Below are 13,444 nucleotides of genomic sequence, written 5' to 3'. Positions count from 1 at the left end.
TAGATGTTATTGAGTAGATTGGCTTAGATAGGCTTATAGACAGTAGAGATGATTCTTAAAATGATGAATTAACTATATATGGGGAGAAATGAATGGAACCATTAGTTGATAATATATATGTTGGTTACAGAAAAGCATGATATTTTCAAGATTGAAAATATAGATTAAAAAAATACAGTGTAAGATAATAAAAAACAGGACTACCGGTATTATGATACTGATTAGTCCTGTTTTTTGAAAACGGAATGTTTTTCATGGGAAAATCCAAACCGAATCCTAAATATTATTTATTGTTATTTTTTACTTCCTGCATTTTCATTGCACGAACCTTCAAAGGAAGACCGAATAATGTGATAAATCCTTCAGCATCGTGGTGGTCATACAAATCACCTGTTGTAAATGATGCAAGGCTTTCACTGTATAATGAATATGGAGAAGTTGTTCCGGCTTTAATGATGTTTCCTTTGTAAAGTTTAAATTTAACCTCGCCTGTAACATATTCCTGAGTTGATTCAACAAAGGCCTGTACAGCTTCACGAAGAGGAGTAAACCACTTTCCTTCGTAAACAATCTGTGCCATTTTGTTGCCCATATCTTTTTTAGCATTCATTGTATCACGGTCTAAAACTAATTCCTCAAGCTGCTTGTGAGCTTCCATAAGAATTGTTCCACCAGGTGTCTCATAAACACCACGGGACTTCATGCCTACAACACGGTTTTCAACAATATCTACAATACCAATACCATGTTTTCCACCAAGTCTGTTTAATTCACGAATAATATCAGATACTTTCATCTGTTTCCCGTTAACTGATGTAGGAACACCTTTTTCAAAAGTCATTGTAACATATTCACCTTCATCAGGAGCCTTTTCAGGGGTAACACCTAATACTAAAAGATGATCATAATTCGGCTCGTTAGCCGGATTTTCAAGCTCAAGACCTTCATGGCTTATATGCCACAGGTTACGGTCACGGCTGTAGCTCTGGTCTGTTCCAAATGGAAGGTGAATGCCATGAGCCTTACAATATTCAATTTCAGCTTCACGGGAATCCATTGTCCACTTATCATCTCTCCAAGGAGCAATGATTTTAATATCAGGAGCTAATGCTTTAATGGCAAGTTCAAAACGAATCTGGTCATTTCCTTTTCCTGTAGCACCGTGACAGATAGCAACAGCACCTTCCTTTCTTGCAATTTCAACTAATTTTTTTGCAATACCCGGTCTTGCCATTGAGGTACCAAGTAAATACTTGTTTTCATAAACAGCACCTGCCTGTACACATGGAACAATATAATCATCACAGAATTCATCTGTAATATCTTCTATGTATAATTTAGCTGCACCTGAATATTTAGCTCTCTCATCAAGTCCGTCTAATTCATTTCCCTGTCCGCAGTCTACACAACAGCAAACAACGTCATAATCATAATTTTCCTTTAACCAAGGGATGATAGCTGTAGTATCAAGTCCGCCTGAATATGCCAAAACAACCTTTTCTTTTGCCATTTTACAAATCCTCCAATATATTTTCTTACTTAAAATGTCTAAATCAAAGACATAACTCTAACATCTGATACTATACATCATGGATGCATAAAAATCAAGAAAAAAATAAGATTATATGAATAATTTATGAAAGTTGTGTATAAAACTTGCATAATTTCTGGGATAGGTGTATAATATGCCAGGATGTGAGGCTTGGACTTGTATTTTAATAATGAAAAGACTAAAATATCATATCAGAGTAATTGATAAAAAAGAGAGGTTTTGTGATGATTAAAGTAGGAATTATTGGTGCTACGGGATATGCGGGAGTTGAGATAGTACGTCTTATTCAGCAGCATAAGGAAGCAGAAGTAATATGGTATGGTTCAAGAAGCTATGTGGATCAAAACTACGGAGATGTATTTAGAAATATGTTTAAAATAGTTGATGCCAAATGCCTCGATGATAATATGGAGAAACTTGCAGATGAAGTTGATGTGATATTTACAGCTACACCTCAGGGATTGTGTGGCTCATTAGTTACCGAAGAAATTTTAAATAAAGTTAAGATAATAGACTTAAGTGCAGATTTCAGAATAAAAGATGTTGCTACATACGAAAAATGGTACGGAATAAAGCACCAGAGTCCACAGTTTATTGATGAAGCTGTGTATGGACTTTGTGAGATAAACAGAGATAAAGTTAAAGGGGCAAGACTTATTGCCAATCCGGGATGTTATACAACCTGTAGTATTCTTTCGATTTATCCGTTAGCTAAGGAAGGATTAATTGATCCGAAATCCATTATAGTGGATGCAAAGTCAGGTACATCAGGAGCCGGAAGGGGAGCTAAGGTTCCTAATCTTTTCTGCGAAGTAAATGAAAATATTAAGGCATATGGGGTAACAACCCACAGACATACACCGGAAATAGAGGAACAGTTAAGTTACGCAGCAGGTGAAGAAGTGATTATTAACTTTACACCTCATCTTGTTCCAATGCAGAGAGGAATTTTAGTTACTGCATATGCTAACCTTAAAAAGAAAGTTACATATGATGAAGTCAGGGCAATATATGACAAGTATTATGGAAATGAATTTTTCATAAGAGTATTAGATAAAGATGTGTGCCCTGAAACAAGGTGGGTAGAAGGAAGCAACTTTGTTGACGTAAACTTTAAAATAGATGAAAGAACAGGCAGAATTATTATGATGGGTGCCCTTGATAATCTTATAAAGGGAGCTGCAGGTCAGGCTGTCCAGAACATGAATTTATTATTTGGATTAGAAGAGAATGAGGGACTGAAGCAGGTTCCTATGTTCCCATAAGGAGGATATACAATGTTAAAGAAGATTAAAGGCGGAGTTACTGCTCCATTAGGATTTGCTGCAATGGGACTTAGAGTAGGAATCAAAGAGGGAAATCCAAAGAAAAAAGATATGGCAATGATTTATAGTGCAACCCCGTGTGTGGCTGCCGGTACTTTTACTACTAATCAGGTTAAGGCTGCCCCGGTTAAATGGGATAGGGATATTATTTATTGTTCACCTTTTGTACATGCAGTTGTATGTAACAGTGGTGTTGCCAATGCCTGTACAGGAGAACAGGGTATGAAGTATTGTGAAGAGATGGCACAGGCTACGGCAGATGCACTTGACATAAAGAAGGATGAGGTTTTAGTGGCATCTACAGGTGTTATTGGAGCCCAGTTGCCAATGGACAAAATTGTCAACGGAATAGGACTTTTAGCTCCAACACTGGATGAAACAGAGGAAGGTGGTCATATGGCTGCCCAGGCAATAATGACTACTGACACAATGCCAAAGGAAATTGCTTTTGAATTTGAAATTGGCGGGAAAAAATGTAAAATAGGTGCAATGTGTAAAGGTTCAGGAATGATTCATCCAAATATGTGTACAATGCTTGGATTTATCACAACGGATGTAAGAATTTCAAAGGATTTACTTTATCATGCATTAAGTGAAGATATAAAAGATACATTTAATATGGTATCTGTTGATGGAGACACATCAACTAACGATACGGTACTGCTTTTGTCAAATGGACTGGCAAACAACAGAACCATTATGGTTATGGATGAGGATTATTATAAGTTTGTGGAAGCACTTCATGAGGTAAATGTTTATTTGTCAAAGAAAATTGCAGGGGACGGGGAAGGTGCCACAGCACTTTTTGAAGTTAAAGTTATTAACGGAGAAAGTAAGGAACAGGCAGTTACCCTTGCAAAGTCAATCGTAACTTCAAGTCTTACAAAGGCTGCAATTTATGGCCATGATGCAAATTGGGGAAGAATTTTATGTGCCATGGGATACTCTGATGCAAAATTTAATCCTGACATTGTAGATATTTATTTTGAAAGCAGGGCAGGAAAAATCAAGATAGTAGAAAATGGTATGGCAACAGATTACAGTGAAGAGGTTGCCACAAAGATTCTTTCAGAAAACGAAGTTACAGCTATTGCGGACGTGAAAATGGGAGAATATGAAGCTACGGCATGGGGATGTGATTTAACCCATGAATATGTAAGCATTAATGCGGATTACAGAAGTTAATATAAAAAAGGAAGAAGAGAGGCAAAAGGTAATGTTAATGAAGGGACAGCAGAATTTACATATGGAAAAATGGATAGAGAAAGGAGATGTTCTTATTGAAGCATTGCCTTATATCCAGAGATTTAACAGAAAGATTATTGTTGTAAAATATGGCGGAAGTGCCATGCTTGACGAGGATTTTATGACAAGTGTTATTCAGGACATAACATTGTTAAAGTTAGTAGGCTTTAAACCTATTATTGTTCACGGCGGCGGAAAGGCAATCAGCCGTCATATTGACAGATTGGGAATGGATACAAAGTTTATTAATGGTTTGCGTGTAACAGATGATGAAACATTAGATGCGGCAGAAATGGTTCTTAACAGTGTAAACAAAAAACTTGTTCAGATAGTGGAACAGTTAGGGGTAAGAGCTATTGGAATAAGTGGCAAAGATGGAAGACTTTTAACAGTTAAAAAGAAATTATCTGAAGGAGAAGATATAGGATATGTAGGAGAAGTTACAAAGGTAAATACAGATATTTTATTAGATTTGTTAGAAAAGGATTTCCTTCCTATCGTATGTCCTATTGGTTTAGATGAAAACTTCCACGGATATAACATTAATGCTGATGATGCTGCCAGTGCCATAGCAGAAGCTGTAAAGGCAGAGAAACTTGCATTTTTAACAGATACGGAAGGGGTTTACATGGACCCTGATAATGCAGCATCTGTTATATCTGAAATGACTGTTTCAGAGGCACAAAAGCTTATTGATGATGGAATAATTGCAGGTGGAATGCTCCCAAAAATTAAAAACTGTATGGGAGCCATTAAAAACGGAGTATCAAGAGTACATATTTTAGATGGAAGAATACCTCACAGTATTTTGCTTGAAATCTTTACCAACAAAGGTATTGGAACAGCAATTTTAGATGATGAACAGGAAAAGTTTTATACAGATACTGAATTAGGAAAGTAGGAGAAGAAAATGACAACACAGGAATATATGGAGCTTGGAGACAAATATTTTGTACACACATATAACAGATATAAAATCGTAATGGATAAGGCAAAGGGTGTGTATATTTATGATGCAGATGGAAAAAAATATCTGGATTTTGCATCGGGAATAGGTGTTGCCAGCTTAGGCTATGGAAATAAAAAATATACAGATGCAATTAAATCACAGATTGATAAAATAATGCATACATCTAATTTGTTTTACAATGAGCCGGCAGTTTTAGCAGCTGAAAAATTAGTTAAGGCTTCAGGGCTTGAAAAGGCATTCTTCACAAACAGTGGTGCAGAAGCCATAGAGGGTGCATTAAAAATGGCAAAACGTTATGCTTATGACCGTGATGGAAAGTCAGATCATGAAATAATTGCCATGGGACATTCATTCCACGGAAGAACCATGGGAGCTTTGGCACTTACGGGAAATGAGCATTATCAGAAGCCTTTTGGCCCTATGATTTCAGGTATAAAGTTTGCTGAATATAATGATTTAGACAGTGTAAAGGCCTTAGTAAATGATAAAACATGTGCCATTATTTTAGAACCTGTTCAGGGTGAAGGCGGTATTTATCCTGCTGATAAGGAATTTATTGAAGGAATCAGAAAAATATGTGATGAAAAGGATATTTTAATGATTTGCGATGAGGTTCAGTGTGGAATGGGTCGTACAGGAGAAATGTTTGCATTTCAGAATTATAATGTAAAGCCTGACATAATCGCATCTGCTAAGGCATTGGGATGCGGGGTGCCTGTTGGAGCCTTTGTGGCAGGAAAGAAATGCTGCAACTCTTTAGTGCCTGGAGACCATGGAACAACCTACGGGGGAAATCCTCTTGTTACATCAGCAGTTAATGCAGTTTTTGACATATATGAGGAAGAAAATATCCTTGAAAATGTAAAAAATGTAGGCGCTTATTTGGAGGAAAAACTGGATGAGTTGGTTAATGAAAATAAAAATATTGTTTTAAGACGTGGAAAAGGTTTAATGCAGGGACTGGTTCTAAAAACACCTGTGGGAGATACAATTAACAAGGCAATAGAAAAAGGACTGCTGGTTATTTCAGCAGCGGGAAATGTACTTAGATTATTGCCACCACTTATTATAACAAAAGAAAATGTTGATGAAATGATTAATATTCTAAAAGAATGTATATAATAGTAATTAAGAAAGTGTGTCAGGGTTTAAATACTTTGACACTCTTTTTTTCTGGTTTTTATGTAAAATTTATGTTAAAATTTTACATAGACTTTACATAGGAATGTTAAGGTACTATTCTGTATAGGAATGTAATTAAAATAATTTAGAAATTAACATTGCATAGGAGATAAGACATTATGGATTACACAATGATGAATTTAGTAATGGATTTACTAAGTGGTCTGGCGCTGTTTCTTTTTGGTATGAAATACATGAGTGACAGTTTACAGCAGGCAGCAGGACAGAAGCTACGTGGCATACTTAACAGATGTACCACAAACAAATATAAGGCAGTTGTATTTGGAGCTTTATTTACTGCATTTATACAGTCATCAGGAGCTACAACAGTTATGGAAGTTGGCTTTGTAAACGCAGGAATTATGACATTAGGGCAGTCTGTTGGCATAACTTTCGGTGCTAATATAGGAACAACAATAACATCCCAGTTAGTATCATTAAAGCTTACTGCAGTGGCACCTTTTATTATCTTTATTGGAGCAGTTATTCTTTCTTTTTTCAAGAAACCGTTATTAGATAAAATTGCCGCAGTAATATTCGGATTTGGTTCATTGTTTTTAGGAATTAATTTTATGACAGATGCATTACAGCATGTACCTGAATTTCATCAGTTTGATGTGTTGTTTGAAGCACTTAACAATCCGGTTATAGCTGTTATTACAGCATTAATTGTTACAACAATATTACAAAGTTCATCAGTTACGGTAAGCGTTCTGGTTCTTTTAGCAGGAGCCGGACTTGTGGAACCATTGCCATGTCTTTTCTTTATTTTAGGAGCAAATATCGGTTCATGTACTCCGGCTGTTATGGCGGCAATGTCAGCCAGCAGAAATGCCAAGAGAGCGGCATTTATACATTTAATGTTTAATGTGGTAGGACTTGTTGTATTTTCAATTATTCTTATTTTTGCAGGGGAACATGTTATAAATGGAGTGTTTGCCATAAGCGGAGCAGGAAATTTCAAGAGATTTGTTGCTAACGCAGATACCATATTTAAAACAGCTCAGTGTGTAATTCTTCTTCCATGCTCAAATCTTCTGATTAAGTTATCAAGAAAGGTTATTCACGCAAAACCGGGTGAAGAGCATGACGAGGATGAAATGATTCTTAAGTTTATTGGAACATCAGGTGCAAGAACTCCGGCTACTGTATTGGTTGAAGTGGTTCAGGAAATTGAGAGAATGTCAGAAATGGTTGAAACTAACTTAAAGCTGGCATCGGAAGCACTTATTGATAAAAAATACGAAACAGCAGAAGAAGTATATAAAAGAGAGAAATATATAGATTATTTAAGTCATGGAATAACCGAATATATGGTTAGTGCTAACAGATATGATCTCCCTTTAAAAGACAGGGAACGTTTAGGCGGACTGTTCCATGTTATTATTGACGTAGAAAGAATTGGTGACCATGCTGTCAACATAATGGATGATGCCTTAAAGGAGAAAAAACAGAAGATAGAGTTTTCTTCTGACGGAATTAATGAACTGAAAGTTATGTATGACAAGGTTATTGAAATTTTTGAAAAAGCCAGAGAGATTTTCGTTAAAGAGGATGATTCTACTTTTGAGGAAATTAATAAATTAGAAGATACTATTGATCAGATGAAGATAGATTGGCAGGAAGATCATGTGGAAAGAATGGCAGCAGGCAAATGCTCCATTGAATCAGGTCTTATATTTACGGATTTGATTATAGGATATGAGAGAATTGCGGACCACGCCATAAATATCGCATACTCAATACTTCCTGAAAAAAAAATAAAACACTGTTTATAATTTCGCAGGGAGAACAGAATGCAGAAAATATATATAGTAGAAGATGATAAGAATATTGCAGAAATCGAGCAATTCGCACTGAAAAATGCAGGATATAGTGTGGAGATTTTTAAAAAGGCAAAGGATTTTGAAGAAAAAATAAAGGCTGAATATCCTGATTTGGTTATTCTTGATGTTATGCTTCCGGACAGAGACGGTTTAAGCATACTCAGGGATTTGAGAACAGGTGCAGGCACTGCAAAGATTCCGATAATAATGGTTACTGCAAAGACTACTGAAATGGATAAGGTTAAGGGATTAGATCAGGGGGCAGATGATTATATTACCAAGCCTTTTGGAATAATGGAACTTATATCAAGGGTTAAGGCAGTGTTAAGGCGGGCAGGTTTAGATGATGCCACCATGAATCTGGAGTTTGAGGGGATTGTTCTTGATGATGCAAAACATCAGGTTACCATTGATGGAAATCCATGTGAACTTACTTTTAAGGAATATGAATTATTAAAAATGCTTATGCAAAATTCAGGAATTGTCCTTCAGCGTGGACAGATATTAGACCGTGTGTGGGGAATTGATTATGAAGGGGAATCAAGAACTCTGGATATGCATATAAAGACATTGAGAAAAAAAATGGGTGACAAGGGAGCATTAGTACAGACTGTAAGAAATGTGGGATATACATTGAATTACAGAAAGGACAGATAGAGTGAAAAAGAAATTATATTCAAGAATGACAAGTATTTCTGTTGCCATGATGTTACTTACAATGTGTATTACAGTTGTAGTTTTTCATGGATTGTTTAGCGAACAGGTAATGGAGGACTTGAAAACCCACGTTCATATTTTAAAATCAACGGAAGCTGTTTTGGAATATGTGGAAAAGGATTTTGATCCTCAAATTGACAATTTGAGAATTACCGTTATTGATAGTGACGGAAAGGTAATATATGACAGCAATGCTGATATTGGAACCATGGAAAATCATGGAAACCGTCCTGAAGTTCATGAGGCTTTAGAAAAGGGAAGTGGAGAGGCAAAAAGAAAATCCAGTACCCTTGATAAAACCACGTATTATTATGCGGAAAAAATGAGTGACGGAAGAGTTATCAGAGTTGCAAAGGAAGTTTTAAGTATCTGGCAGTTCTGCTTTAACATTCTGCCAATACTTATGGCAGAAATGTTACTTACGGTAGTTATCTGTCTTGTGGCATCAAAGCTTTTGGCAAAGAGATTGGTGGAACCTATTGAGCAAATGGCTCAACATTTAGACGATGATCAGGTATTAGAAAGTTATGAGGAAATCCAGCCATTTCTTGACAAAATTCACAGCCAGCATAAGGCGTTGAAGAAAAGTGCCAATATGCGACAGGATTTTACGGCAAATGTGTCCCATGAACTAAAGACACCGTTAGCAGCTATTTCCGGATATGCTGAACTTATTGAAACAGGAATAGCAAAGGAAAAAGATATTAAACATTTTGCCAGTGAAATACATAAGAGTGCTAACAGACTTTTATCATTAATTAATGACATCATTGAATTGTCTCAGTTAGATGTTATGGATGGAAATATGGAAAGGGCTCCGGTGGATTTAAGTGATGAAGCACAAAATTGTGTGGAGATGTTACAAATGCATGCTGAAAAGCATAAAATAACCCTTCTTGCTAAGGATATAGAAAAGAATTGTATTATTTATGGAAATCAGAATATGATTCAGGAGATTTTATATAATCTTTGTGACAATGCCATCAGATATAATAAGCCAAAGGGCCATGTGTGGGTTTCAGTGTTTGAAAAGGATAGTAAGATTATTTTAAGGGTAAAGGATGATGGAATAGGAATTGCCCCAAAGGAGCAGGAGCGTATTTTTGAAAGATTTTACAGAGTTGACAAGGCACGTTCAAAGAAAACAGGAGGAACGGGACTTGGTCTTGCAATAGTTAAGCATATAGCAGAACAGCATAATGCTGAAATTGTGATTAAAAGTGAAATAGGTCAGGGAACTGTTATTTCCATTGAATTTACAAAAATTGAAAAAGATGCATAATGTAGAAAAATCCGGTAATCATATAACTATTAAGTTTTAAGGAGAGTAGTTATGTGGGGATTTATAATAGCATTAATTTCAGGAGCACTTATGAGTATTCAGGGTGTTTTTAATACAGAAGTTACAAAAAGCAGTAGTGTATGGGCCGCCAATTCGTGGGTACAGCTGACTGCTTTTTTTGTTTGCGTAATAGCATGGTTTATAACCGGAAAACAAAATGTTGCGGGAATGTTTCAAATGGAAAACAAGTATATGCTTTTAGGAGGCGTTATAGGAGCATTTATTACTTTAACGGTAATTAAAAGCATGGATAGCTTAGGGCCGGCTCAGGCGGTAATGATAATAGTAATTTCACAGATAGTAGTGGCATATCTTATTGAGGTTTTTGGATTGTTTGGAGTTGAAAAAACAGGTTTTGAATGGAGTAAATTAGTAGGTGCTTTAGTGGCAATTGTAGGAATTTACATTTTTCACCGATAAAAAATATTAAAATTGTTCAATTTGAATGTTGCTAACTTTTTTATATTTTGTATAATTATATTATATGCGTTCATGGGGAAACTCCAATAGGAGGATGAATGTTTAATAAATTAAATAAAAAATATACAGCATTAGTTGTAATTGGTATTTTAACGTTATTTTTTTTAGTGGTTTTTTCTGGATGTGAAAATAACAAAAACAGTGTTTCATTAGAAAGTGAAAATGAAACAAAAACCAGGCAGGAGATTGCGACAGAGGCTAAAGATTTGTATGTGTATGTTACGGGAGCAGTGAAAAAGCCGGGGGTTTATGCAGTAAAACAAGGCAGTAGGGTATTTGAAGTGATAGAAAAAGCCGGAGGAATGACTAAAGCAGCAAAGAAGGACTATATTAATCAGGCAGAAACAGTGGCAGATAGCCAGAATATAAATATAATCACTAAGAAACAATACAAAAAGTTAATATCTAATGAAAAAAATCAAAATAATGATAACAAAACCGGTTCAGGAAAGATTAATATTAACAGTGCAGACGTAGCAGAACTTACCAGACTTAGCGGCATAGGTGAAGCTAAGGCAAAGGCGATTATACAGTACCGTAATGAAAATGGTAATTTTACCAATATTGAGGACATAAAGAAGGTTTCGGGAATTGGGGATGCGCTGTTTAAAAAAATAAGTAATGAAATTACGGCTAATTAAGAAAGGATAATAAATGAAGGCTTTAGTGGTTGATGACGAAAAGTTAATTGTAAAAGGGCTGAAATTCAGTTTAGAGCAGGAAGGATACGAAGTGGACTGTGCATATGACGGACAGGAAGCGGTAGATAAGTGTAAGGAGAAGGAGTATGACATTGTACTTCTTGACTTAATGCTTCCAATATTATCAGGATATGAGGTTTGCCAGCAGGTAAGGGAGTTTTCTGATATGCCAATTATAATGCTTACGGCTAAAGGGGATGACATGGACAAGATTTTAGGTCTTGAATATGGTGCTGATGATTATATCACAAAGCCTTTTAATATATTAGAGGTTAAAGCGAGAATTAAGGCTATTATAAGAAGAAACAAAAAGAGAAGCGTCAGTGTACCACAGGAGCCGAAGGTTATTATTTCAGGTAAGATGAAGTTAGATATTGAAGCAAAGCGCTTGTACATAGAAGATATTGAAATAAAACTTACTGTTAAGGAATTTGATATATTAAAGCTTTTGGCTGAAAATCCGGGAAAAATATACTCAAGAGAGCAGTTACTTACCATTATCTGGGGGTCAAAGTATCCCGGTGATGCAAGAACTGTTGATGTAAATGTAAGAAGGTTAAGAGAAAAGATTGAGGAAAATCCGGCAAAACCAGAGTATGTTCATACTAAATGGGGCATGGGATATTATTTTCAGGGTTAGTTAAATGAAGAAAAAGTCAGTTAGCAGGTTTGTAAGAAGTATTCAAAGTTTAAAATTCAGAGTGTTTATGATTGTAGCTGTATCCGTAATGATTCCGGCAATACTGCTTAGTGTGTTCATTGCGGTTATGGCTATTAACGGATATACCGACAAGCAGATAGACAGATTTAAGTCTAATAATACAATGCTTAAAAACAGCATTATAAGTGAAGGGTATATTGAAAATTTAAAGTCTGAAATTGTAGATACCCAGATTGAACAATTGTCTAAAGAGTATAATTGCAGAATTGAGATTATTAACAGACAATATACCATTTTAAAGGATACAGACAGTAGCGAAATCGGAAAAACAAGTATTTCGGACAGTGTTTTGAAGTGTATAGATGGCGAGAATATATATGTTAAGAATCTAAAAGAGCAATATGTGGAGTTTGCCATACCTCTTGTTAGTACCGCACCGGATTCAGGGGGCAAAACCAAATCAAAGATAATTGGGGCGTTGTATATTAATTATTCAATTGCAGATGTGGATACATATGGTGACAAAATAAAAAGATACACTGTTATGGTAGATTGCATTTTGACAGTTTTAGCCCTTGTATTGGCATGGATGTGCTCAGGATTATTTAGCAGACCGTTAAAGAGGGTTCAGGATAATATTGAAAATATTTCTAAGGGAAAGGAAATTAATAAGCGTAAGAGAGATTATTCTGAAGTGGTTGAGGTTACTGAGAGATTCCAAAAGACTGTAGACAGAATGAATACCCAGAACAAAACAAGACAGGAATTTGTATCTAATGTATCCCACGAATTAAAGACTCCAATTACTTCCATGAAGGTTTTAGCTGAATCTCTCATAGGTCAGCAGGGAATGCCGGAAGAATTATATCAGGAATTTCTCCAGGATATATGTAAGGAAATTGACAGGGAAAATGACATTATTACAGACCTGCTGGAATTGGTAAAATTAGAAAAGCAGGATATTGAAATTAATATTTCATCAGTAAATATAAATGAAATATTAGAGGCTGTGTTAAAGAGATTAAAGCCTATTGCAGAGGCAAAAAACATTGAACTTGTGTTTGAAAGTTTCAGACCTGTTATTGCTGATGTAGATCAGATAAAATTTGCCAGTGTGGCAACAAACCTTGTGGAGAATGCAATTAAGTACAATAATACTGACGGAACTGTGACGGCATCCCTTAACTCGGATCATCAGTATTTTTATTTAAAGGTTACAGATACCGGAATTGGTATATCAGAGGAAGACCAAAAGAGGGTATTTGACAGATTTTATAGAGTGGATAAGGCAAGGTCGAGAGAAACCGGAGGAACAGGACTGGGACTTGCAATTACAAAGGATATAGTGCTTAAGCACCATGGCTCCATAAAGATTCACAGCAAAGAAGGGGAAGGTACTACCTTTACTGTTAGAATTCCTCTTAAGTATATTCCATAAATGGC

12 protein-coding genes are annotated in these 13,444 nt (G+C 35.7%); 11 read left to right on the top strand and 1 reads right to left on the bottom strand.

The window, feature by feature from the left end; all coding sequences use genetic code 11:
• Window positions 1-283: 283 nt before the first annotated feature.
• Window positions 284-1,510, bottom strand: coding sequence for an argininosuccinate synthase (locus tag DWW68_RS08240; RefSeq protein ID WP_021953798.1), 1,227 nt, complete (start codon window positions 1,508-1,510; stop codon window positions 284-286).
• Window positions 1,511-1,776: 266 nt separating this feature from the next.
• On the opposite strand from DWW68_RS08240, the gene argC reads away from it, so the two are divergent.
• The 11 genes from argC (at window position 1,777) to DWW68_RS08185 (ending at window position 13,439) form a co-directional block, all read left to right on the top strand.
• The gene (gene argC, locus DWW68_RS08235) at window positions 1,777-2,817 is read left to right on the top strand and encodes an N-acetyl-gamma-glutamyl-phosphate reductase (protein WP_021953799.1); all 1,041 of its coding nucleotides are present in this window, start codon (window positions 1,777-1,779) and stop codon (window positions 2,815-2,817) included.
• Window positions 2,818-2,829: 12 nt separating this feature from the next.
• Complete coding sequence (argJ, locus tag DWW68_RS08230; RefSeq protein ID WP_118589357.1) at window positions 2,830-4,062, top strand: bifunctional glutamate N-acetyltransferase/amino-acid acetyltransferase ArgJ; 1,233 nt, start codon at window positions 2,830-2,832, stop codon at window positions 4,060-4,062.
• Window positions 4,063-4,093: 31 nt separating this feature from the next.
• On the top strand, window positions 4,094-5,023 hold the full coding sequence (gene argB / locus DWW68_RS08225; protein ID WP_021953801.1) for an acetylglutamate kinase: 930 nt from the start codon (window positions 4,094-4,096) through the stop codon (window positions 5,021-5,023).
• A 9-nt stretch (window positions 5,024-5,032) separates the two neighbouring features.
• Window positions 5,033-6,214 carry an aspartate aminotransferase family protein gene (locus DWW68_RS08220; RefSeq protein WP_021953802.1) on the top strand — a complete coding sequence of 394 codons (1,182 nt, stop codon included), beginning with the start codon at window positions 5,033-5,035 and terminating at the stop codon, window positions 6,212-6,214.
• A gap of 179 nt (window positions 6,215-6,393) precedes the next feature.
• On the top strand, window positions 6,394-8,052 hold the full coding sequence (locus tag DWW68_RS08215) for a Na/Pi cotransporter family protein (RefSeq protein WP_243053065.1): 1,659 nt from the start codon (window positions 6,394-6,396) through the stop codon (window positions 8,050-8,052).
• 18 nt (window positions 8,053-8,070) lie between these two features.
• Window positions 8,071-8,757 carry a response regulator transcription factor gene (locus DWW68_RS08210; RefSeq protein WP_118589356.1) on the top strand — a complete coding sequence of 229 codons (687 nt, stop codon included), beginning with the start codon at window positions 8,071-8,073 and terminating at the stop codon, window positions 8,755-8,757.
• A gap of 1 nt (window position 8,758) precedes the next feature.
• On the top strand, window positions 8,759-10,099 hold the full coding sequence (locus tag DWW68_RS08205) for an ATP-binding protein (RefSeq protein ID WP_243053064.1): 1,341 nt from the start codon (window positions 8,759-8,761) through the stop codon (window positions 10,097-10,099).
• Window positions 10,100-10,150: 51 nt separating this feature from the next.
• Window positions 10,151-10,579, top strand: coding sequence for a DMT family transporter (locus DWW68_RS08200; protein ID WP_021953806.1), 429 nt, complete (start codon window positions 10,151-10,153; stop codon window positions 10,577-10,579).
• Between the two features lie 98 nt (window positions 10,580-10,677).
• On the top strand, window positions 10,678-11,280 hold the full coding sequence (locus DWW68_RS08195) for a ComEA family DNA-binding protein (protein ID WP_118589355.1): 603 nt from the start codon (window positions 10,678-10,680) through the stop codon (window positions 11,278-11,280).
• Window positions 11,281-11,293: 13 nt separating this feature from the next.
• Window positions 11,294-11,980: a response regulator transcription factor gene (locus tag DWW68_RS08190; protein ID WP_021953808.1), complete on the top strand. Its 687-nt coding sequence runs from the start codon at window positions 11,294-11,296 to the stop codon at window positions 11,978-11,980.
• A gap of 4 nt (window positions 11,981-11,984) precedes the next feature.
• The gene (locus DWW68_RS08185; RefSeq protein WP_021953809.1) at window positions 11,985-13,439 is read left to right on the top strand and encodes a HAMP domain-containing sensor histidine kinase; all 1,455 of its coding nucleotides are present in this window, start codon (window positions 11,985-11,987) and stop codon (window positions 13,437-13,439) included.
• Window positions 13,440-13,444: the final 5 nt, after the last annotated feature.

The organism is Eubacterium sp. AF16-48 (genome assembly GCF_003479405.1).
In the GTDB taxonomy this organism is placed as follows: domain Bacteria; phylum Bacillota; class Clostridia; order Lachnospirales; family Lachnospiraceae; genus Eubacterium_G; species Eubacterium_G segne.
The sequence above is the reverse complement of the archived record's forward strand: the minus strand, read 5'-3'. Positions and strand labels throughout refer to the sequence as shown.